This window comes from Streptomyces sp. DH24 (assembly GCF_029813775.1).
Classification (GTDB): domain Bacteria; phylum Actinomycetota; class Actinomycetes; order Streptomycetales; family Streptomycetaceae; genus Streptomyces.
In genome coordinates this window covers 127,025-150,114 of record NZ_JARVKW010000005.1, presented here as the reverse complement: position 1 = coordinate 150,114, position 23,090 = coordinate 127,025, and the positions used below count along the sequence as shown (strand labels likewise).

The 23,090-nt window shown below is 71.8% G+C and carries 13 protein-coding genes; 5 read left to right on the top strand and 8 right to left on the bottom strand.

Annotated features, from left to right (window positions below):
* The first annotated feature begins 16 nt into the window (after positions 1–16).
* From QC282_RS05780 to QC282_RS05770, 3 genes are all read left to right on the top strand, one after another.
* Positions 17–1,939: a hypothetical protein gene (locus QC282_RS05780; RefSeq protein ID WP_279548102.1), complete on the top strand. Its 1,923-nt coding sequence runs from the start codon at positions 17–19 to the stop codon at positions 1,937–1,939.
* Positions 1,940–2,059: 120 nt separating this feature from the next.
* The gene (locus tag QC282_RS05775; RefSeq protein ID WP_279548101.1) at positions 2,060–3,118 is read left to right on the top strand and encodes a PDR/VanB family oxidoreductase; all 1,059 of its coding nucleotides are present in this window, start codon (positions 2,060–2,062) and stop codon (positions 3,116–3,118) included.
* A gap of 68 nt (positions 3,119–3,186) precedes the next feature.
* The gene (locus QC282_RS05770; RefSeq protein ID WP_279548100.1) at positions 3,187–3,876 is read left to right on the top strand and encodes a TetR/AcrR family transcriptional regulator; all 690 of its coding nucleotides are present in this window, start codon (positions 3,187–3,189) and stop codon (positions 3,874–3,876) included.
* A gap of 6 nt (positions 3,877–3,882) precedes the next feature.
* On the opposite strand, the gene QC282_RS05765 is transcribed toward QC282_RS05770, so the two are convergent.
* The 7 genes from QC282_RS05765 to QC282_RS05735 form a co-directional block, all read right to left on the bottom strand.
* Positions 3,883–4,239: a 5-carboxymethyl-2-hydroxymuconate Delta-isomerase gene (locus QC282_RS05765; protein ID WP_279548099.1), complete on the bottom strand. Its 357-nt coding sequence runs from the start codon at positions 4,237–4,239 to the stop codon at positions 3,883–3,885.
* A gap of 86 nt (positions 4,240–4,325) precedes the next feature.
* Positions 4,326–9,749, bottom strand: a complete 5,424-nt coding sequence (gene pulA, locus QC282_RS05760; RefSeq protein ID WP_279548214.1) for a pullulanase-type alpha-1,6-glucosidase — start codon at positions 9,747–9,749, stop codon at positions 4,326–4,328.
* A gap of 1,042 nt (positions 9,750–10,791) precedes the next feature.
* A complete protein-coding gene (locus QC282_RS05755; RefSeq protein ID WP_279548098.1) occupies positions 10,792–12,165 on the bottom strand; it encodes an alpha-amylase family protein in 1,374 nt (457 codons plus the stop codon).
* 224 nt (positions 12,166–12,389) lie between these two features.
* A complete protein-coding gene (locus tag QC282_RS05750; RefSeq protein WP_279548213.1) occupies positions 12,390–14,078 on the bottom strand; it encodes a glycoside hydrolase family 13 protein in 1,689 nt (562 codons plus the stop codon).
* A gap of 143 nt (positions 14,079–14,221) precedes the next feature.
* The gene (locus tag QC282_RS05745) at positions 14,222–15,133 is read right to left on the bottom strand and encodes a sugar ABC transporter permease (RefSeq protein WP_279548097.1); all 912 of its coding nucleotides are present in this window, start codon (positions 15,131–15,133) and stop codon (positions 14,222–14,224) included.
* A 13-nt stretch (positions 15,134–15,146) separates the two neighbouring features.
* Entirely contained in the window at positions 15,147–16,151 is a 1,005-nt protein-coding gene (locus tag QC282_RS05740; RefSeq protein ID WP_279548096.1) for a sugar ABC transporter permease, read from the bottom strand.
* A gap of 102 nt (positions 16,152–16,253) precedes the next feature.
* Positions 16,254–17,525, bottom strand: coding sequence for an extracellular solute-binding protein (locus QC282_RS05735; RefSeq protein WP_279548095.1), 1,272 nt, complete (start codon positions 17,523–17,525; stop codon positions 16,254–16,256).
* Positions 17,526–17,950: 425 nt separating this feature from the next.
* On the opposite strand from QC282_RS05735, the gene QC282_RS05730 reads away from it, so the two are divergent.
* A complete protein-coding gene (locus QC282_RS05730) occupies positions 17,951–18,985 on the top strand; it encodes a LacI family DNA-binding transcriptional regulator (protein WP_279548094.1) in 1,035 nt (344 codons plus the stop codon).
* Between the two features lie 130 nt (positions 18,986–19,115).
* The gene (locus tag QC282_RS05725; RefSeq protein WP_279548093.1) at positions 19,116–19,988 is read left to right on the top strand and encodes a phosphatase PAP2 family protein; all 873 of its coding nucleotides are present in this window, start codon (positions 19,116–19,118) and stop codon (positions 19,986–19,988) included.
* Here the strand turns inward: QC282_RS05725 and QC282_RS05720 are convergent.
* Positions 19,976–22,981: a bifunctional [glutamine synthetase] adenylyltransferase/[glutamine synthetase]-adenylyl-L-tyrosine phosphorylase gene (locus tag QC282_RS05720; protein ID WP_279548092.1), complete on the bottom strand. Its 3,006-nt coding sequence runs from the start codon at positions 22,979–22,981 to the stop codon at positions 19,976–19,978. The two genes, QC282_RS05725 and QC282_RS05720, sit on opposite strands and share 13 nt — an antisense overlap.
* Positions 22,982–23,090 lie beyond the last annotated feature (109 nt).

Genomic DNA, 23,090 nt, shown 5'->3' with positions numbered 1-23,090 from the left:
GCTCGTTCTGCTGAACGTGCAGTCACAGGATGTCGCCCCGCACCCCGCTCCCTCCCCCGCCGACCCGGCCGTGGACGTCGAACAGGCCGAGGCCGCGCTCGTCGAGCACTATTCCCGGCTGGTCCGGCTCGCCTACCTGGTCCTGCCGCCCCGCCTCGGCCGCAACAGGCGGGTCCTGACCGCGCACGCCCTCACCCAGCGCGCCCTGCCCCGCGGCCGCACGCCCGCGCCCCTGGTCCCGGGGCAGCCGACCGGCCGGAACGCCGACCCGGGCTACGCGCTGGTCCGCCTGCGGGTGCTGCGCACGGCGCTGGAGGCGGATCTGCCGTACCGGTTCCGGGTGCTGCCCCGGCGTTCCCAGCTGCCGCCGATGCTGCCCCAGGCGTGGGGGCTGAAGCTGTTCCCGCGCTCGGGCGGCGCCGACGAACTCGCCCTGGACCAGCGGCTGTCCGCGCTGTCCGGCCCGGCCCGCGCCGCGTACGTGCTGCGCGGCCTGGAGCGGCTTCCCGAGGGCGACGTGCGCGAGGTGCTGGCCGAGGCGGGCGTCGCCGACGTGGCGGAGGCGCTGCGCGCGGCCGGTGAGGTGCCGGAGCGGTACGCGCTGCTGGACTCCCCCGAGTTCGACGCCTGTTCGCTCCAGGCCCGGCCCACGGACCTGATGCGGCGCAGGCAGCACCTGAGGGCGGCGCTCGCCGCCGGGGCGGCGCTGGTGGTGTGCGGGGCGCTGCTCGGTCTGCCCGGTGACGCCTGGGGCCCGGACGGTGCCGCCGCGCCGCCGTACGCGCGCAATCCCGCGGCCGAGGCGGCGCTGGACCCGGGGAAGCTGACGAGGGTGGCGCCCGCCGCGTGGCAGACCTCCGCGCGCACCGACTTCTCCGTGTGGCCCGCGCGCGGCGAACTCACGGGCGACAAGGCCCTGTTGCGCCGCGCCCTGGCGGTGTGGGCCCGCCCCGGCGAGACCGTGCGGGTGTCGGCGACGCCCGGCACCCAGTCCGGCGGCCCGTCCGGACCGCCCCAGCTGCTGTACGCCGGGAGCGTCGGCAACGCGCGTGTGGTGATCCTGCACGACGGTCTGCGCATCGCCCGGTACGCGGAGCCGAAGGACGGCACGCAGGGCGCCGCGCTCGACTTCGCGCGGGTCGACGGCGCGGGCCGGGCCGAGGCGAGCGCGGTGGTGCTGGAGCGGACCGACGGCAACGTGCGCTATCTGACGGCGCCCTGGGTGAAGCGGGCGTCCGTCGTGGACCTCGCGAAGCCCGGTTCCGCCGAGCAGGAGCTCGCGATCATCGGCGGTGTGACGGCGCCGCTGGCGAGCCCGGCCGCCCGGCAGTCGGGGGCGTGCGCGTCGTGGCACGTGCTGAAGGTGGCCGACGGCACCGGTGCGCGTCTGATGACGGACCTCGGCGAGCTGGTACCGGCCCGCCTCACCACGGGCCGCCCCGGCTCGGCCGCCGAGGCCACCGGCGCCGGGGAGCGGCGCGCCTGGGCGCCGTACGCCTGCTCGCTGGCCGCGGTGCGTTCGGCGGGCGTGCGGAGCGTGAACGCCTGGGAGTACGCCGAGCAGCGGCTGCCCGACGGAAGCGGCTCGGCCGCGTGGATGTGCACGCGCGCGGAGACGTGGCGGGGCGGCGGCGAGCGGGTGCTGGCGCAGTTCCACACGCCGGGCGGGACCTACGGGGCGGTGGTGGCGCAGGCGGAGAACGTGACGGCGTGCGGCGCGAAGGACCCGCACGTGCTGGCCGGGGTGCTGTGGAAGTCGGGGGCCGGGGACTGGTATCTGCTGGCGGCGGGCAGCCGCGACACCGAGTCGATCCGCACGACCGGCGGCGTCAGCGGCTCCGTGCACGGCAATGTGCTGGCGGTGCGGGCCGGGCAGGGTGCGCAGGCGGGCCTGAAGGGGACGCTGCGGGACGGGCGGACGATCAGCGGTCTCGGCTGACGGGTCCGCTCCCGGGGGTGCGGCACCGGCCACGCGGCCGACCGCCTCTTGCTGACAGAAATGTAAATAAGAGCCCGCGCAGGGGTTCACCCCGGACTTACTCGTCAGTACATTGACGCCATGTCCCACAAGAGCCGCCTGTTGACGAAGCCCCGGACCGTCGCCCTCGCCGCGGGAGTCGCACTGCTCGCCACGCGGGCCCTGCGCCACCGCCGGGGCCGGGCCCCGATCCCCCGCCCGTCCGAGTCCGTGCCGCCGCGCTCGCGGGACCTCGGCCTGCTGGTCACCGCGCACGAGCGGATCGCCGACGGAGTCGTCCAACTCCGCCTGGAGGGAACGGAACTCCAGCCCTGGGAGCCCGGCGCGCACCTCGACCTGGTGCTGCCGTCGGGACTCGTGCGGCAGTACTCGCTGTGCGGGGACCCGGAGGACACCTCCTCGTACACCGTCGCCGCCCGGCTGGTCGAGGACGGGCGCGGCGGCTCGCGCGAGGTGCACGAGCAGGTGCGGGAGGGCATGGAGCTGGAGGTGCGCGGCCCGCGCAACCGGTTCCCGCTCGTCGCGGCCGACTCCTACGTCTTCGTCGCCGGCGGCATCGGCATCACCCCGATCCTGCCGATGCTGCGCGCCCTGCCGGAGGGCACCGACTGGCGGCTGCTGTACGGCGGGCGGACGCGGGCCTCGATGCCGTTCCTGGAGGAGATCGAGAAGCTCGCCGCCCGGGGCGGCCGGGTCACCGTGGTCCCGGAGGACGAGGCCGGACCGCCCGACCTCGACGCGCTGTTCGCGGACGTCCCCGAGGGCGCGGCCGTCTACTGCTGCGGCCCGGAGGGGCTGCTGGCGGCGGTCGAGGAGCGGCTGCCCGAGGGGTCGCAGCTGCATCTGGAGCGGTTCGCGCCGCGCACGGCGGGCGGCGACGGCGCCTTCGAGGTCGAACTGCTCCGCACCGGGCGGGCGGTGACCGTGCCGGCCGGCACGACGGTGCTGGCCGCGGTGCGCGAGGTACTGCCGGAGACCGCGTCCTCGTGCGAGCAGGGCTGGTGCGGGACCTGTCAGCAGCGAGTGGTCGAGGGCGAGGTCGACCACCGGGACGACCTGCTCACGGACGCGGAGCGTGGCGACTCGATGCTGATCTGTGTCTCCCGCGCCCGCGGCGAGCGGCTCGTGCTCGACATGTGACGGTGCCTGCGAACATCCTTGTCGGATCGGACCCGTTGAAGGCCGGATTCGATCGGTAAGGTGTCCGCATGACTACCGGGGTTCGCCGCAGGATGGGAGTCGAGGAGCGGCGGCAGCAGTTGATCGGCGTCGCCCTCGAACTGTTCAGCCGCCGCTCGCCCGACGAGGTCTCCATCGACGAGATCGCATCGGCCGCGGGCATTTCGCGCCCGCTGGTCTATCACTACTTCCCCGGCAAACTCAGCCTGTACGAGGCCGCGTTGAAGCGAGCCTCGGACGATCTGGCGGCCCGCTTCGTCGAGCCGAAGGAGGGCCCTCTGGGGCTCCGGCTGCTGCGGGTGATGCGCCGCTTCTTCGACTTCGTGGAGGAGCACGGGCCCGGTTTCTCCGCCCTGATGCGCGGCGGTCCGGCGGTCGGGTCCTCGACCACGAACGCGCTCATCGACGCCGTGCGGCAGGCCGCGTATGACCAGATTCTTTCGCATCTGCGGGTCGACGAGCCGCCCGCCCGACTGGAACTGGTCATACGCTCGTGGATCTCGCTCGTGGAGTCGACGGCGCTGATCTGGCTGGACGGGCGGCGCATTCCGCGCGCCGAGCTGGAGACCCAGCTCGTGCACGACTTCGCCGCGCTCGCGGCCGTCAGCGCCGCCTACGACGACGAGCTGAACGCCCTGCTGCGCCGCGTCCTCAAGGACGAGCCGGTCGACGGCCCGTTCAACGACCTGGCGTCCCGGCTGATCGCCCTCGCGTCCTGAACCGGGTCAGCTCTCGTACTTCCGGTACGACGGGTCCAGATCCCGCACCTCGGCCGACACGTGCAGGGCGAGACCGTCCGCGGGCTTCACGTACCGCTTCAGCAGTTCCACGACCGCCTCGGTGAGCCGGGCCTTCGTCTCGTCGGTGCGGCCGGCCAGCAGACCGATCACGACGTGCACGACGGCGTGCCCCTCGGTGTCCGGGCCGACGGTCGTGTCCTGCGTCCTGCGGAACTGCGTCTTGCACGCGGGCGGTTTGGCGGCCGCGATCTCGACCGTCGCGGCATGCAGGGCCCGCGCGAAGCCCGGACGGTCGAAGTCGTCCGCCAGCCGGTCCGAGTAGTCGACGGTGATCTGCGGCATGGGTGGGCACTCCTGTTCTACGGCGACGGGGCCACCCTAACTCCGGGCGGCCCCGTCGGCCGCGCGTGTCCAGAAAGCGGTTTCCGTCAGCGGGTGAAGACGGCCACCGTCCTGGCCGGCACGCGGAACGTGCCGCTGTCCGCGTCGTACGACGCCTTCTTGACGACCGGGTCGGCGCCGGACGCCTGCACCGGGTGCAGCCGGTGGGCCGTCCCGGCGAGCGAGGAGACGCGCTGCTCCCGCGCCTCGGGCGTCGCGTTGAACACCACGACCAGATCACCGAGCTTCATGGTGATCACGCCGGGCGTCTCGTCCTTGCCGGACAGCGGGAAGGACAGCTTCGCCTGCACCTGCTCGGCGGTGCCGAGCGAGAACGCCCGCTCCGTCGTACGGATCTTCAGCAGGTCCCGGTAGGCGGCAGCGGCCCCGTCGATCTGCTCGCAGCCCACCGCGACCGACTTCAGCAGCGGCTTGGCATACGGCCACTTGGCCTCGTTGTCGGCCGCCGGCGGCAGTCCGCGCCCGAAGCCGTTGCCGTCGGCACAACTCCAGTGGATGGCGTTGAACCAGTCGCCGCTGTCGTAGGAGTTGCGGTCCAGCGACTTCGAGCGCAGCAGGTCGGTGCCCGCCTGCGACAGGGCCGGGCCCTGCGAGAGGGCGGCCGTGGCCATCGCCAGCACCTGCGCCCGCGCCCGGTCGGCGGCCGGGGTGTCCTTCGGCAGCTTGAAGGCGAGCGCGTCGAACAGCGTCTCGTTGTCGTGCGCGTCGGCGTAGGCGAGGGCGTCGCCGGGTGCGTCCGCGTAGCCGGCCGGGGCGCCGTTGTAGTCGACGCGGTCGCCGGTGACCTCCTTGCCGTCGGTGTCGGTGAAGCGGTACCTCGCCAGGTTGCCGGACAGGCCCACCTTGATCAGGTCCTGGTAGTGCAGCAGGCGCGCCCTCTGCTCGGCCCGCGTGCCGTTGTCCGCCGCCGGGTTGGGGTCGGTGTACAGGCCGGACGCGAAGCCCTGGACGCCGGGGTCCTCGTCGAAGGGGCCGCCGCCGCGCACCGCGTCACGGGCCCGGTCGGAGAACGTCGCGACGCCCGTGCCCGCCATGTTCTTCTGGGTGGCCTGCTCGAAGCGGGCGTCGTCGGCGATCTCGCCGAAGTTCCAGCCCTCCCCGTACAGGATGATCTTCTTGCCGTCCACGCCGTCCTTGTCGAGGGTGAGGGCGTCGAGGGCCTTGCGCACGGCGAGGATGTTCGCCTTCGGGTGGTGCCCCATCAGGTCGAAGCGGAAGCCGTCGACCTTGTACTCCGTGGCCCACGTGACGATCGAGTCCACGACGAGCTTGCCCATCATGGCGTTCTCGGTGGCGGTGTTGGCGCAGCAGGTGCTGTTCGCCACCGAGCCGTCCGCCAGGAGCCGCTGGTAGTAGCCGGGCACGATCCGGTCGAGCACCGAGGTGTTCGCCTGGCCGCTGGCCGCCGTGTGGTTGTAGACGACGTCCATGACGACGCGCAGACCGTCCTCGTTGAGCGCCTTGACCATCCTGCGGAACTCGACCGTGCGGGCGGTGCCGTCCGGGTCGGTCGCGTAGGAGCCCTCCGGGACCGTGTAGTGGTACGGGTCGTAGCCCCAGTTGTAGGCGTCCTTCGCGGCGGCCTTCGCCACGCACTTCTGCTGCTCGGCCGAGTCGGCCGGGTAGGAGGCCAGGTCGCAGTCCACGGTCGCCCGGTCGGACTTGTTCTCGGGGATGGTCGCGATGTCGAACGCGGGCAGCAGGTGCACGTACGACGTGCCCGCCTCGGCGAGCCTGCGCAGGTGCCTGCTGCCGGCGCTGTCCTTGTCGGTGAAGGCCAGGTAGGTGCCCCGGTTCCGCGCCGTCCGGTCCTCCACGGAGAAGTCCCGGATGTGCAGTTCCTGGATCTGGGCGTCCCTGAGCGGCACGGCCTTCGGCTTCTTCAGGGCGGACCAGCCGCTCGGCGCGAGGGCCCGGTCGCCGAGGTCGACGACGAGGCTCTGCTTCGAGTCGGTGGTGAGGGCGACCGAGTACGGGTCGGTGGCCTTGTTGGTGACGACCTCGCGGACGCTGGGCGCCCACACCTTCACGACGTACCGGTACGGCTTGTTCCGCCAGGAGCCGGGGCCCGTGACCGACCAGACGCCGGTGGCGGAGTCCCGCTTCATGGCGACCGTGGAGCCGTCGATCTCCAGCCGCACCGACTGCGCGGTGGGCGCCCACACCGACAGCGTGGGCCGGCCGCCCGCGAAGACCGGGCCGAGGTCCGCCTTCGTCGCGTCGTACAGGTCGTCCAGTACGCCGGCGGTCTGCACGCCGGTCGCGGCGAGCACCGCGCCGTTCACGGCCCGCTGGGCGGCGACGACCTGGCCGCGCAGCGCCTCGCGGACGCGGTCCCGGTCACGCGGGTCGACGGAGAAGGCGGTGTGGTTCCTCAGGTGCGGGAACTTGGCCTTCTGGGCGTCGGTCAGGGACGTCTTCGCCAGCCGCAGCCAGCGTGCGTCGTCCCCGGTCAGGGTGCCGTTCACGGCCTTGACGGAGCCGCTTCGGGAGTACAGCAGCTGGGTGGAGGCGGCGGCGTCGGAGCCGTTCCACACGACGGTGTCCCGGTCGATCCAGACCGCCTTGGAGGTGGTCAGGTCGACGGCCGCCGCGGACCCCGCGGGCTGCGGCAGCAGGTACTTCTCCTGGCCGTTCAGCAGCCACACCTCGTGGCCGTTCGCGGTGAGGTCCAGGGACTGGTCGCTGGGCAGGTCCTTCTCGTCGCCCTTGTGGAGGATGTAACTGAGGCTGGTGGCACCCTCGGTGAGCGGCACCTCGAAGACGGCGCCGTACGCGTCGGTCCTCACCGGCTTCAGCGGATTCGACCACTCGGTGGGGTTCGCGGCGCCGGTCCACACGTGCAGGCCCCAGCCGTCGTAGTCGCCGTCGGCCCGGTGGTAGTGCAGGACCGCCTTGGAGGTGTCCTGCGCCGGGTACTCGGGCCGCTCGGTGCGGACGGTGTCCTTGCCCTGCTCGATCCAGACCTCGCCGGTCTTCGTGACGTCGATCGTGCGGTCGGTCGCGACGTCCTTGTTGCCGTCCTTGTCGATCACCAGGAAGCCGACGTCGGACGCGCCGGGCTTCAGCTTCACGTAGGCGAAGGCGCCGTACGCGTCACGGCCGGTGAAGGGGTGGCTGTCCGGCCAGTCCGTGGCCTCGCCGTCGGCCAGGTCGCCCCAGGCGTACAGGCCCCAGTCGGCGTAGTTCCCGTCGTCCCGCTTGTAGTGGACGATCGCGTAGTCGCGGGAGGACGCGGTGGGGGGCGCTTCGGTGGGCGGCGTGCCGGTGGTGCTCGCCGCGGTGGCGCTCCTGATCCGGCCCGCCGCGTCGATCACGACCGCCTTGTAGCGCAGCGCGGTGCCCGCGGGTACGTCCGCGCCGACGGTGTGCGTGACCTTGTACGGGGCGTGGTCGGCGGAGCCGAGGACGCGCCAGTCGGCGTTGCCGGTCTGCGCGGCGAAGACGACGCGGTTTCCCTCGTCGGTGCCGGCGGTCACCTCCACCGTGCCGGTGGCGCCCGCCGCCGGGGCCTTGAGGGTGAGCGACGGCGCGGTGGCCGGCTCGGGCTGCGGGCGGGCGGCCTTCAGCACGACCGCCGACTGGGCCGGGACGGTGACGGCGATCTTCCCGTCCTCGTCCGCACCGACGGTCGCCTCGGTGCCGTGGATGCCGGTGAAGGCGGTGTCCGGCGAACCCGTGGCGAACGTCGCGGACTTGGCCTCCGTGGCGTTGTTGAAGGCGACGACGTACTCGGTGCGGGTCCGGGTGTCCGTACGGGAGAACGCGTAGACGCCGGGGCCGTCCGCCGCGTATCGCTCGGTCTGGACGCCGTCCGTGAGGGCCGGGTTCGCCCTGCGGAGCTCGGCGAGCGCGCTGATCTGTTCGTACAGCGGGCCGTCCGTGTCGTACGCGGCGTCGGCGTGCGTGCGGTCCGTGCCGATCCGGTCGTCGTCCAGGTAGTCGGCGGTGCGGGACGCGAACAGCGGCTGGCGGGCGTCCTTGTCGCCGCCGCTGCCGGTGAAGCCCTGCTCGTCGCCGTAGTAGACGACCGGGTTGCCGCGGCTGAGGAACATCAGCTCGTTGGCCAGCTTCGCGCGCTTCAGCAGGGCGGCGTCCGTGGCCTTCGGGTTGTCCTGGTTCAGGAAGTACCCGATGCGGCCCATGTCGTGGTTGCCGAGGAACGTGACCTGCTCGTAGGCGTTGGCCTTGTCCGTCGTGTACCGGTAGTCGTCGGCGAAGACCGACTTCAGCTTCCGGGCGCTGCCGCCCTGGGAGGCGTACTGGCGGGCCGTCTCCTGGAACGGGAAGTCCAGCGTGGCGTCCAGGCGGCCCTGCGTGACGTACGGCGAGGTGATCGCCGTGTCCGCGGAGTAGACCTCGCCGAACATGAAGAAGTCGTCGCGGCCGCGCTTGGCCGCGTAGGCGTCCAGGGCCGTGGCCCACTGGGTCCAGAACTCCATGTTGACGTGCTTGACCGTGTCGATGCGGAAGCCGTCGATGCCGAAGTCCCTGACCCAGCGCTGGTAGATCTTCGCCATGCCCTCGACGACCTCGGGGCGCTCGGTCCACAGGTCGTCCAGGCCGGAGAAGTCGCCGTAGGTGGTGGACTCGCCGGCATAGGTCGAGTCACCGCGGTTGTGGTACATCGTCGGGTCGTTGAGCCACGACGGGACCTTGACGTTCTTCTTGGCGGTGGGGACGGTCGGGGTGCGGGGGAAGCTGTCGCGGGTCACTGCGGGGAAGCGGTCGGAGGTGTCCGTGGTGGCGTGGTCCGCGTCGTCGAAGGGGGTGCCGTCCTTGGTGAGGTACGGGAAGGCACCCTTGGAGAGGTAGCTGTAGGACTTCTCCTCGTAGTCGACGACGTCCGCGGTGTGGTTGGTGATGACGTCGAAGTAGACCTTCATGCCCTTGGCGTGGGCCTTGTCGATGAGGGTCTCCAGGTCGGCGTTGGTGCCGAAGTGCGGGTCGACCTGGGTGAAGTCGGTGATCCAGTAGCCGTGGTAGCCGGCGGAGGCGTTGGCGCCCTCGCCCTGCACGGGCTGGTTCTTGAAGATGGGGGCCATCCAGATGGCGGTGGTGCCGAGGCCCTTGATGTAGTCGAGCTTCTTGGTGAGGCCCTTGAGGTCGCCGCCCTGGTAGAAGCCCTTGTCGGTGGGGTCGTAGCCGGTGGTGAGGCGTGAACCGGTCAGACCGCCCTCGTCGTTGCGGGGGTCGCCGTTGGCGAAACGGTCCGGCAGGACGAAGTAGAACTGTTCGCGGGTGGCGTCGTGGCGGGCGGGCTGTGCGGCGAGCTTCGCGTCGGACGGTGGGGCGGGTGGGGGTGCGGTGTCCGTGGTGTCCGCTCCGGCGGGCAGTGGCTGGACGAGGGATGCGGCGAGGGATGCCGCGAGTGCGGCGGTGGTGACGGCCGCGAGCCGTCTGCTGCGCGGGGTGCGGCGCCTGGGCGGCGCCGGCCATCTCGGTATCACAGGCGTGAACTCCTTGCGACTGCGGCTCATTCGGGTCCGACCCCTGCGCCTCGGGATGGCGGATGGCGGATTACGGATGGCTGACAGCCGATATCCGCCTCCATCGCCGGGCGTCCGCGCGACGGTATCGCCGCCGCAAGGGTTGCAGCAAGAGGCGTGAAAGGGACGGCAAGAGGTTGCATGCCGGATCGTTACGTGGGCCTCCGGCGGTGGGGCGGGGGGTGCCTGCGGCGGCTGTGCGGGGTCGGTGGGTGGCTTGCGTTGCGCCGTCGGTTCGGTGGCGGGTCAGCGCCGCGCTGTGACTCCGGCGGTCGCGCGGGGTGCCTGCGGCGGCTGTGCGGGGTCGGTGGGTGGCTTGCGTTGCGCCGTCGTTCGGTGGCGGGTCAGCGCGGCGCTGTGACTCCGGCGGTTGGGCGGGTGCCTGCGGCGGCCTGTGCGGGTGCGGTGGTGGCGTGCGTTGCGCTGTCGGTTCGGTGGGTGGGTCGGGGCCGCGCCGGGGGGTGTCCGTCCTCGGAACGGCGCGAAATCGGTCACTTGAAAACGCCCTGGCGTTGACGCGCCAACCGCTGCGGGCGGACACCCCCCGACACGTCCCCTTCCCGCCGTACGCGACTGCCGCCCGGTGGCCCGTCCCGCCCCACCCATCCCCGCGGGCGACTGCGGCCCGGTGGCCCGTCCCACGCGGGTGCCAAGCAGCGGGCGGTCGGGCGGCAACCGGCTGCCGCAAGCCGCGGGCAGTCGTGCCGCTGGGGCGGCACGGGTGGGCGCGGGCGGCAACCCGTCAGCGCCGGGCCGCGCGACCCACCCCGCGGTCACGCCAACGCCGGGCAACCGGACAACGCCGGACAGCCGAGCGCCGGGCAGCGGGGCGGCGGCACGTCGCGCGCCGCGGGCATGCGCGCCGCCCGGGGCGCCACGGCGCGGGCGGCAACCCCGTGGCGCCGGGCCGCGCGAACCCCCCGCGGTCACGCCAACGCCGGGCAGCCGAACGGCGCCCGGCGTCGACGGGACGTCTGGCACCGCGGCGCCCGGCGTCAGGGTGTCAGCAGGTCGACTTGCCCGCGTAGATCGCCAGCGCCGTGTTCGACGCCAGCGTCGCGCTCAGCTGGCCCGAACCGTTCACCGTGACCTGCGTGTTGTTCTGCACGTTGCAGTACGTCCCCGCCGGGAGGGACGTCTGGTAGGTGCGGGTCAGCGAACCCGACTCGTGGTTGATCGCCACGAAGCCCTTGCTGCCCCGGCCGAAGGCGATCGCGTCACCCCCGTTGTCCCACCAGTTCGTCACCGACTGCCCCCGCGTCGCGTTGCGGAAGCCCACCATCGACTTGATCTCCGGCCAGGCGTGCTGGCACTTCCAGCCGCTCTGCCAGCAGGCGTCCACCCGGCCCCCGTTGGGCGGACCCGCGTCGTGGTCGGTGAACTCGTAACCCGAGTTGATGTCCGGCGCCCCGTACGGCCAGGCCAGCATGAAGACGTTCGCCATCGTGTAGGTGGCGTTGTCCTTGTAGCTGAGCGTCGACCCGTTGCGCTCGGTGTCGTGGTTGTCGACGAAGACGCCGGCCGAGGAGCTGCTCAGGTAGCCCCAGCCCTCGCCGTAGTTCTTCAGGTACGCGAGGTTCTCGTTGTTGAAGACCCGCTTGAGGTCGTACGCGTAGCGGAACTCCTGGACGTCCCCGTTGCCGGTGTACTCGGTGGGCTGGACCGCCTCGCCCGCGCCGTGGATGACCTCCTGCTTCCAGTAGGCGGAAGGATTCGTCAGCCGGGACTTGATGTTCGCCAGGTCGGCCGCCGGCATGTGCTTCGCCGCGTCGACGCGGAAGCCGTCCACGCCGAGGGAGAGCAGGTCGTTCATGTACTTGGCGATCGCCGAGCGGACGTACTCCTCGCCCGTGTCCAGGTCCGCCAGGCCCACCAGTTCGCAGTTCTGGACGTTCCAGCGGTCCTGGTAGTTGGTGATCTGCGACGTGCAGTTGTCGAAGTCGTAGGAGCTGTACAGGCCCGGGTAGTTGTACTTGGTGTACGACGAGCCGCCCGTGCCCGTGCCGCTGCCCGCCGACATGTGGTTGATGACCGTGTCGACCACGACCTTCACCCCGGCCGCGTGGCAGGTGTTCACCATGTTCTGGAAGGCCGCGCGGTCGCCGAGCCGGCCGGCTATCCGGTAGCTGACCGGCTGGTACGACGTCCACCACTGCGAGCCCTGGATGTGCTCGGCGGGCGGGGAGACCTGTACGTATCCGAAGCCGGCCGGGCCGAGGGTGTTCCTGCACTCCTTGGCGACGGAGGCGAAGTTCCACTCGAAGAGGACGGCCGTGACGTCCTTGGTGCCGGGCGGGGAGGCCTCGACTGCGGTCGGGGCCATGACAAATGCGGCCGCCGTGAGGGCGAGCGCCCCGGAGAGGGTTCTGCGTGCCATGTGGGGTTCCTTCTTCGTCGAAGGCTGTGGGGACGGCCCGGGGAAGGCCGGTGGTACCGCTGACGGTTCTTGCTGAAACTTTCCAGCAACCTTGCGGTGACGCAGATGTTAAAGGCCCGCCGCCTGAAAAGGCAGCGGGCCGTATGGAATTCAATGAAAAAACTTGCGGGGGCCCGCCCGGGCGGACATCCGTCCGCCCCGACGGGCCCCCGGCGAGCGGTTTCTCAGGCGGTGGTGAACCACACCGTCGTGTCGGCCGGGACCTTCGCCTCGCCGTCCGCCTCGGCCACCTCACCGCTGGCGAGCAGCACCCGTCCGTACGTCGGCGTCGTCACCGACTCCCCCGTGGTGTTCGCGACGCACACGAACTCCCCGCGCCGGAAGGCCAGTACGCCCTCGGGCGCCCGCAGCCACTCCACCGCGTCGCCCGCGCCCAGGTCGGCCTGCTCCCGGCGCACCGCGAGCGCCGCCCGGTACAGCTCCAGCGTGGAACCGGGCTCGCCCGTCTGCGCCTCGACGCTCAGCTCGCCCCAGCCCGCCGGCTGCGGGAGCCAGCTGCCGCCGTCGCCGAAGCCGTACGACGAACCGGTGCGCGTCCACGGGATCGGCACCCGGCAGCCGTCGCGGAAGCCGTCCTGGCCCGCGCCGCGGAAGTACGCCGGGTCCTGGCGCACCTCGTCGGGCAGGTCCACGACGTCCGGCAGGCCCAGTTCCTCGCCCTGGTAGACGTACGCCGATCCCGGCAGCGCCAGCATCAGCAGCGTGGCGGCACGGGCGCGGCGCAGGCCGAGTTCGCGGTCGCCTGCGAGGCGGATCTGGGTGCCGAGGCCGGGCGGGTTGGCGAACCGGGTGGCGTGCCGCGTGACGTCGTGGTTGGACAGCACCCAGGTGGCGGGGGCGCCGACCGGGCGCATCGCCTCCAGGGTGCGGTCGATGACGGTGCGCAGTTCCTCGGCGTCCCAGGCGGTGCTGAGGTACTGGAAGTTGAACGCCTGGTGCAGCTCGTCGGGGCGCACGTAGTTGGCGGTGCGCTCGACGGTCGGCGTCCACGCCTCGGCGACGAAGATCCGCTCGCCCGCGTACTCGTCGAGGATCGTGCGCCACTGCCGGTAGATCTCGTGCACGCCGTCCTGGTCGAAGAACGGGGTGACATCGTTGCCCAGCAGCTTCAGCTGTTCGTCGGAGCCGAGGTCGGGCAGTCCGGCGGCCTTGACCAGGCCGTGGGCGACGTCGATGCGGAAGCCGTCGACGCCCATGTCCAGCCAGAAGCGCAGGATGGAGCGGAACTCGTCGCCGACCGCCGGGTGTTCCCAGTTGAAGTCGGGCTGCTCGGGGGCGAACAGGTGCAGGTACCACTCGCCGGGGGTGCCGTCCGGCTCGGTGATCCGGGTCCAGGCGGGGCCGCCGAAGATGGACTCCCAGTCGTTGGGCGGCAGTTCGCCGTCCGCGCCCTTGCCGGGCCGGAAGTGGTACCGCTCCCGGAGCGGGGAGCCGGGGCCCTCCGCCAGGGCGCGCTTGAACCACTCGTGCTGGTCGGAGGAGTGGTTGGGCACCAGGTCGACGATGATGCGCAGGCCCAGCCCGTGCGCGTCGCGGATCAGCGCGTCGGCGTCGAGGAGCGTGCCGAACATGGGGTCGACGGCCCGGTAGTCGGCGACGTCGTAGCCGGCGTCGGCCTGCGGCGAGGCGTAGAAGGGGCTGAGCCACACGGCGTCCACGCCGAGGTCGCGCAGGTACGGCAGGCGACGGCGTACGCCTTCGAGGTCGCCCATGCCGTCGCCGTTGCTGTCGGCGAAGCTGCGCGGATAGACCTGGTAGATCACCGCGTCCCGCCACCAGTCGCGGTGCCGGGAGACGGTGGCCGTGGCGGAGGCGGTGGTGGTGGCCGGGGCGGCGGAGTGCTGCTGGCTCATGGCGTCCTTGAAACGTAACGGGGTCATCGGGTGTGGGGTGTCGGCTGCGGGTGGCGACGAGGCGGCCGCGGTGTCAGCGGGGTCGGATGGGCACCGCGGCCGCCACCCGCGCGGTCAGGCGCGCGGGAGTCCGGTCACCGGCGTCAGCCCTTCGTGCCGCCGGCGGTGAGGCCGGTCACCAGGTTCTTCTGCACGAGGTAGAAGAACGCGGAGACGGGTATCGCGACCAGCACGGCGGTGGCCGCCATCAGGTTGCGCTGCGCGTCGTGCTCGCTGACGAAGCTCTGCAGGCCGACGGCGAAGGTGTACTTCGTGTCGTCGAGCAGGAACGTCGACGCGAAGGCGACCTCGCCGAACGCGGTGATGAAGCTGTAGAAGCCGGCGACGGCCAGGCCCGGCTTGGCCAGCGGCAGGATCAGCCGCAGGAAGGTGCCGAACGGGGTGAGTCCGTCGACGCGGCCCGCCTCGTCGATCTCGAACGGGATGGTGTCGAAGTAGCCCTTGAGCAGCCAGGCGCAGTACGGCACCGCGGTCGAGCAGTAGACGAGGATGAGGCCGAAGTAGGTGTCGATGAGCTGGAGTTCCGACAGGATCTGGTACATCGGCACCATGAGGACGGCCACCGGGAACATCTGGGTGACCAGGAGGACCCACATGAACTTCCGGTACCCGGGGAACCGCATGCGGGACACCGCGTAGCCGGTGGTGGCGGCGATGATCACGCCGATCAGCGTGGTGCCGAGCGAGACGACGAGCGTGCTCTTCAGCCAGTCGAAGAAGTTCGTGTTCTGCAGGACGAACGCGTAGTTGTCGAGCGTCATCTTCCCCCAGATGTCACCGGGGTGCAGATAGTCGTCCTTGTCGGGGCCGAGCGACAGGAACACCAGCCAGGCGATCGGGAACAGCGCGGTGAGGCTCGCGGCGATCAGGATGCCGTGGGAGGCGAGGGACGCGCCGAGGCCGCTCTCGCCGCGGCGGCGGACCCTGCCCTGCTCGGGGGCCACGGGGACCTTGTCGACGGCTGCGGCGGGGGTCTTGGCTGTGGTCGTACTCATGGGGACTCCTGCCTCAGATCGCGAGCTGCTGGTCATTGCGGTTCAGCCAGCGGCGGTAGAAGGAGGTGAAGACGATCAGGATGCCCAGCAGCAGGATGCCGTAGGCGGCGGACTGGGCGAAGTCGCGCGGCTGCTGCCCGAAGCCCAGGTAGTAGGCCCAGGTCACGAGGATCTGGGCGTCCGGGGCGGTGTTGCCGAACAGCAGGAAGATCACGGCGAACTGGTTGAACGTCCAGATGATGCCGAGCAGGACGACGGTGGAGCTGACCGACCTGAGCCCGGGCAGGGTGACGTAGCGGAACCGCTGCCAGGCCGTGGCGCCGTCCATCTCGGCCGCCTCGTACAGCGTGGAGTCGATGGACTGCAGGCCGCCGAGCAGCGAGACCATCATGAACGGCACACCGCACCAGGTGTTGACCATGATCGCGGCGAACCGCTGCCAGAAGGTGTCCTCCAGCCACAGCGGCGTCGGCAGGTGCAGCGTCTCCAGGAAGGAGTTGATGATGCCGGCGTCGGCGAGCATGAAGCGCCAGCCGAACACGGTGACGAAGGTCGGCACGGCCCACGGCAGGACCAGGATCAGCCGGTACAGGGTCCGGCCGCGCAGCCTCTGGTTGAGCAGCAGGGCGAGGCCGAGGCCGATGGTGTAGTGCAGTCCGACGCACAGCGCGGTCCACACGATCGTCCAGACGAAGTGCGACCAGAACCGGTCGTAGGCCGTCGGTCCCCACAGGATGTCGGCGTAGTTGTCGAGGCCGATGAACTTGTAGGTGGCCTCGATCTCGTTGACGCCGATCGTGCGGGCCGTGTTGAGGCTGTTGGCGTCGGTGAGCGTCAGGTAGAAGCCGTACGCCAGCGGATACAGCACGAGGACGCCGAGCACGACGGCCACCGGCGCGATCATGGCGTAGGCGTACCAGTACTTCTGGTAGCTGTGCTTGAAGCGCCGGCCCAGCCCGGGCCGCGGCGCGCGGTCACCGCGGCGCTTGCCGGTCGCGCGGTCGATGGCGACTGTCATGTTCGACACCTTCTGGAAAGTTCTACGGCACTGAAGGGGTGGCCGGGCAGGCCGACGGCCGCCGGACCCGTCCCCGCGGGGCGGATGCGGCGGCCGGCCGGATCACTTGCTGAAGTCCGGGACCAGCTTGGCCATGGCGAGTTCGGCGTTGCTCAGGCCCTTGTCCAGGGACACCTTGCCGCTCGCGATCTTCGGCAGCTCCTCGTCGAGCGGACCCCACAGGGAGCTGTATTCCGGCAGCGCCGGGCGCGGCTGGGCGGCGGACAGCACGCCCTGGTAGCCGGCGATGCCCGGGTCGGCGACGACCTTGACGCTGTAGGCGTCCTCGCGGGTGGGCAGCGTGGAGTTCTTCAGCGCGATGGTCTCCTGCGCCTTGGCCGAGGTCATGAAGTTCACGAACTTCAGCGCGGCCTTCTGCTTGGCCTCGTCGGAGCCGGCGTAGACCGACAGGTTGTGGCCGCCGGTCGGGGCGCCCGCCTTGCCGGTGGAGCCGGCCGGGACGGGTGCGATGCCCAGGTTCTTCTTGTCCTTGAACGCGGCGCCCTTGTAGAAGTTCGTGATCTCCCACGGGCCCTGGACGATCGCGGCGACCTTGCCGTTGACGAACGCGTCCTGGATGTGGGCGTAGGCGTCGGCGGTGGTGTCGGCCTTGTGCAGGCCCTTGCCGTCGAACAGGCTCAGCCAGGTGCCGTAGGCCTTCTTGGCCTCGGGGGAGGCGACGGTGATCTTCTTGGCGTCGACGTCGACGGTGTCGGCGCCCTCGCCGTAGAGGAACGACTGCGCGTAGTAGGCCTGGGTGGAGCCCCAGTAGCCGTCGACGCCCGTCTTGTCCTTGATCGTGGCGGCGGCCTTCTTCAGGTCGTCCCAGGTCTCGGGGGCCTCGACGCCGGCCTTCTCGAAGAGGGCCTTGTTGTAGACGAGGGCGAGGGTGTCCGTGGTGAACGGCACGCCGTACGTCTTGCCCTCGTACTTGGCCTGCTCGATCAGGCTGGGCTGGAACTTGCCCTGGTCCTTGAGGGCCTCGGTGCCGTCCAGCGGCAGGAAGTAGCCCTTCTTGGCGAAGGCGGGGGTCCAGCCGACCTCGGAACGCAGCACGTCGGGCGCGCCCTTGGAGCCGGCGGCCGTGTCGAACTTGTTCTGCGCCTGGTCGAACGGCACGTTGACGTAGTTGACCTTGATGCCCTTGTTGGCGGCCTCGAATTCCTTGACCAGGGCCTGGTACGTCGGCGCCTCGTTGGTGGCGTTGGACGTGTCCCACCAGGTGAGGGTGACCGGGCCGCCGGCCTTGTCGCCGCTGTCGCTGTCGCCGCCGCAGGCCGTCGCCGCGAGGGCGAGGGACGCCACCAGCGCGGTGGCCGCTATGCCACGCCGCATGAGTTCTCCTTGAGGGTGAAAGCCCGTGTGGTGCAGGGGGCCCCGTCTGCCGCTCCTGCTCGACTTGCCGACTGCGTCGTTGCCGCCGCGCCGGGCGACGTGAACGTAACAGCGATGCAATCGTCGCGAAAGACCTTGCAGAAAAAAAGTGCAAGGCCTGCCGAGAGTTACGCCGCCGTGACCTGTCCGCCACCACCGTGCAACCCTGCCCACGGGCGGTACGGCGGCCCAACGGGGGGTTGTGCAAGACTCTGCAAGCACTTGCCATCCGTTACCGCCGGGTGAATCATCCGTTGCGGGACAGGACGCCGACCACGACATGAGGGATCGCGATGACGCAGCAACCCGCGGCGCGCCGCTCACCGGCGCGCACCAGGCGTCCGGTCGGTGGGCAAGGCGACATACGCCCGCTACAGTCCGGTGCTGTGACCACACGCCTTGCCGACATCGCTGCTCAGGCGGGGGTGAGCGAGGCGACCGTCAGCCGCGTCCTCAACGGCAAGCCGGGCGTCGCCGCCACCACCCGCCAGTCCGTACTGGCCGCCCTCGACGTCCTGGGCTACGAGCGCCCGGTGCGGCTGCGGCAGCGCAGCGAGGGCCTGGTGGGCCTGATAACCCCGGAGCTGGAGAACCCGATATTCCCGGCCCTGGCCCAGGTCATAGGGCAGGCGCTGACCAGGCAGGGCTACACGCCGGTGCTGGCCACGCAGACGCCGGGCGGCTCGACGGAGGACGAGCTGACGGAGATGCTCGTGGACCGCGGCGTCGCCGGGATCATCTACGTCTCCGGACTGCACGCGGACACCACGGCCGACATGCAGCGCTACGAACGACTGCGCGCCCAGGGCGTGCCGTTCGTGCTCGTGGACGGCTTCTCGCCGAAGGTGCAGGCGCCGTTCATCTCCCCCGACGACCGCGCGGCGATGGCGCTGGCGGTCACGCACCTCGCCTCCCTCGGTCACACCCGCATCGGACTGGCCCTGGGGCCGAAGCGTTTCGTCCCCGTGCAGCGCAAGATCGAGGGCTTCGTGCGCACGGTGCAGGAGCAGCTGGGCCTGAGCGCGCAGACCGTGGAGACCGAGCTGGTGCAGCACTCGCTGTACACGCTGGAGGGCGGTCAGGCCGCCGCGACGGCGCTGATCGAGCGGGACTGCACGGCGGTGGTCTGCGCCAGCGACATGATGGCGCTCGGCGCGATAAGGGCGGCGCGGCAGCACGGCCTGGAGGTCCCGAAGGACATCTCCGTGGTCGGTTTCGACGACTCCCCGCTGATCGCGTTCACCGACCCGCCCCTGACGACGGTCCGCAAGCCGGTCCCGGCGATGGGGCAGGCCGCGGTGCGCACGCTGCTGGAGGAGATCGGCGGGACGCCCGCGCCGCACAGCGAGTTCGTGTTCATGCCGGAACTGGTGGTGCGCGGTTCGACCGCTTCGGCACCCGGAGACCGGAATCGTCCGTAGGGTGGAGGCGCGGCGCGCGCCCCCTGCGCGCGCGGTAGTCGCCGGGCCCCCTCCCGGTGGAGAACATGCGTCCCGGACCCGACCGGAGGATGATCGGTCGGGAAAGGCTTATCTGGCAGACTCTGTGCCCATGGGTGACACGACCGTGACGACTCTGGAAGGCCGCGACGAGGCCGTTCCGCACCTCGTCGCGGACGACGCGGACCAGGACTTCCTGCGCCGGCTGCGGGCTCCGGGAAGGCCACGGCTCTGGTTCGAGATCCTGCTGATCGCGGTGAGTTACTGGACCTACTCGCTCATCCGCAACGCCGTCCCCGAGCAGCGGGGCGAGGCGCTGCGCAACGCCGACTGGATCTGGGAGTTCGAGCACCAACTGGGCCTCGCCTTCGAGCAGTCCGTCAACCACGCCGCGAATTCGGTGACCTGGCTGATCGTCGGCATGAACTACTACTACGCGACGCTGCACTTCGTGGTGACGCTCGGCGTCTTGGTGTGGCTGTACCGCGCGCATCCCGGGCGCTACGGGGCGACCCGGCTCGTGCTGTTCTCGACGACGGGCGTGGCCCTGGTCGGTTACTACCTGTTCCCGCTCGCGCCGCCCCGCCTGATGAACGGCGGCCACTTCATCGACACGGTCATGGTCCACCAGACCTGGGGCTCGATGGCGTCCGGCGACCTGAAGAACATGTCGAACCAGTACGCCGCGATGCCGTCGATGCACATCGGCTGGTCGCTGTGGAGCGGCCTGACGATCTTCGCCCTCGCCACCGTCCCCTGGGTCCGCGTGCTGGGCCTGCTCTACCCGGCGGCCACGCTGGTCGTGATCGTCGCCACCGCCAACCACTTCTGGCTGGACGCGGTGGGCGGCATGCTGTGCCTCGCGTTCGGCTTCGCGGTGGCCGGTGCCTGGTACGGGGCGACGCCGTACGCGCTGCCGAAGGTGGTGCCGCCGCGCCCGGCGCTGCCGGCACCGCGCCGGCGCCGGCGCGCTCAGGTGCCGTAGAACAGCGCGTCGACGACCGCGCGTGCCCGACGGGTGGTGCGGCGGTAGTCGTCCAGCATGTCGCCCGCGTGACCGGGCCCGTAGCCCAGGTAGCGGCCCACGGCCGCCAGCTCCCGGCCCTCCGAGGGGAACGTGTCGCCGGCCCGGCCCCGCACCAGCATCACGGCGTTGCGCACCCGGGTCGCCAGCACCCACGCCTCGTCCAGCGTCGCCGCGTCCTCCGCCCCGATCAGCCCGGCCTCGCGCGCCGCGGCCAGCGCCTGCCGGGTGCGCGTCGTGCGCAGCCCCGGCACCTCGGCGCCGTGCCGCAACTGCATGAGCTGCACGGTCCACTCCACGTCGGACAGCCCGCCCGGACCCAGCTTGGTGTGCAGCCGGGGATCGGCGCCGCGCGGCAGCCGCTCCGACTCCATGCGGGCCTTCAGCCGCCGGATCTCCCGTACGGCCTCCTCCCCCAGCCCGTCCGCCGGGTAGCGCAGCGGGTCGACCAGCGCCATGAACCGGCGGCCCAGCTCCTCGTCCCCGGCGACCGCCTCGGCCCGCAGCAGCGCGTGCGACTCCCACGCCAGCGACCAGCGCCGGTAGTACGCCTCGTACGACTTCAGGGTGCGCACCATCGGCCCCGACTTGCCCTCCGGGCGCAGGTCGGCGTCGATCAGCAGCGGCGGGTCCGAGGTGGGCAGTTGCAGCAGGCGGCGCATCTCGGAGACGACCTTGTTCGCCGCGTCGGCGGCCTCCCGCTCCTCGACGCCGTCCCGGGGCTCGTGCACGAACAGCACGTCGGCGTCGGAGCCGTAGCCCAGCTCGTGGCCGCCGAACCGGCCCATGGCGATGATCGCGAACCGGGTCGGCAGGGTGTCGCCCCAGCCCTCCCGGACGACCGCCCGCAGCGTGCCCGCCAGCGTCGCCGCCGTCAGGTCGGACACCGCGCCGCCGACCAGGTCCACCAGCGCGCCCTGGTCGGCCTCGGCGGGCTGCGCCTCCGTGCCGTAGGAGCCGACGATGTCGGCCGCCGCCGTGCGGAACAGCTCGCGGCGCCGCACCCCGCGCGCCGCCGTGACGCCCTGTGCGGCGCCGTCCGCGCGCCGGACCGCCGCGAGGACCTCCTGCTCCAGCTGGGCCCGCCCGCGCGGCTCCAGACCGCCGCGCCCGCCGGTGTCGCCGTCGCCGAGCAGCGCCACGGCCTCCGGGGCCCGCATCAGCAGGTCGGGGGCGAGCCGCCCCGCCGACAGCACACGCGCCAGGTTCTCCGCCGCCGCGCCCTCGTCCCGCAGCAGCCGCAGGTACCAGGGCGTCCTGCCGAGCGCGTCCGACACCTTGCGGAAGTTCAGCAGGCCCGCGTCCGGGTCGGCGGAGTCCGCGAACCAGCCCAGCAGCACCGGCAGCAGCGTGCGCTGGATCGCGGCCTTGCGGCTGACGCCGGAGGCCAGCGCCTCCAGGTGGCGCAGCGCGGACGCCGGGTCGGCGTAGCCGAGGGCGACCAGGCGTTCGCGGGCCGCCTCGGTGCTGAGCCGGGCCTCGCCGGGGGCGAGCTGGGCGACCGCGTCGAGCAGCGGCCGGTAGAACAGCTTCTCGTGCAGGCGTCGTACGGCGCCGGCGTGCCGCTTCCACTCCCGGTGCAGGTCGGACACCGGGTCGGTGCGCAGGCCCAGGGAGCGTCCGATGCGGCGCAGGTCGGCCTCGTCCTCGGGCACCAGGTGGGTGCGGCGCAGCCGGAACAGCTGGATGCGGTGCTCCATGGAGCGCAGGAACCGGTACGCCTCGTCGAGCTGGGCGGCGTCGGCCCGGCCCACGTAGCCGCCCGCCGCGAGGGCGTTCAGCGCGGCCAGCGTCGTCCCGCTGCGCAGGGAGGCGTCCGCCCGGCCGTGCACCAGCTGGAGCAGCTGCACGGCGAACTCGACGTCCCTGAGGCCGCCGGGGCCGAGCTTGAGCTGGCGGTCGACCTCGGCGACGGGGATGTTCTCCACCACCCGGCGGCGCATCTTCTGCACGTCGGCGACGAAGTTCTCCCGCTCCGCCGCCTGCCACACCAGGGGTTCCACGGCGGCGACGTACTGCTCTCCGAGCTCCAGGTCGCCGGCCACCGGGCGGGCCTTGAGGAGCGCCTGGAACTCCCAGGTCTTCGCCCAGCGCTGGTAGTAGGCGACGTGGCTGCTGAGGGTGCGCACGAGCGGGCCGTTGCGGCCCTCGGGGCGCAGGTTGGCGTCCACGGGCCAGATCGAGCCCTCGACGGTCGTCTCCGAGCAGATCCGCATCATGTGCGCTGCGAGCCGGGTAGCGGCGCGCAGCGCCTTGTCCTCGTCGGCGCCCTCGACGGCCTCCCCGACGAAGATCACGTCGACGTCGGAGACGTAGTTCAGCTCGTGCCCGCCGCACTTGCCCATCGCGATCACCGCGAGCCGGCACAGCGCCGCGTCGTCGGGCGCGGCGGCCCGCGCGAGGCCGAGGGCGGCGCGCAGGGTGGCGGTGGCGAGGTCGGCGAGCTCGGCGGCGGTCTCGGCGATGCCGGTGGTGCCACACACGTCGCGGGCGGCGATGGACAGCAGGCAGCGCCGGTAGGCGACGCGCAGCGCGACCGGGTCGCCGGCCTCGGCGAGCCCGCGTTCGAACTCGGCCACGCCGGGGTGCAGATCGCGCGGCTCGTACATCACGAGCGCCCGCCAGTCGCCGGCGTGCCGGGCCAGGTGGTCGGCGAGCGCGGCGGACGCGCCGAGGACGCCCAGGAGGCGGTCGCGCAGCGGCTTGGCGGCGATCACCGTGTCGAGCAGTCCACGGCGGGCGGTGGCGTCCGGCTGTGCCTCCAGCAGCCGCACCAGGCCCCGCAGGGCGAGGTCGGGGTCGGCGGTGGCGCCGAGGGCGTCCAGCAGGACCGGGTCGTCGCGCAGCGGGGCGAGCTCCGGGCTGTCCAGGAGCCGTTCGGCGGCGGAGGCATCGGTGAAGCCGTGCCGCAGCAGTCGCGTGAAGGTGCTGCTCCTGCGCCCCGGCGCCGTCATCCTCGGCCTCCTGCCCTGCGTCGATGCCGTACGGGGTCGAGCCTAACCGCAGGGCCGGGGCCCGGCTCCGGGGCCGGGAGCGATGAGTTCCGCCGGCATGCGTGGTCGA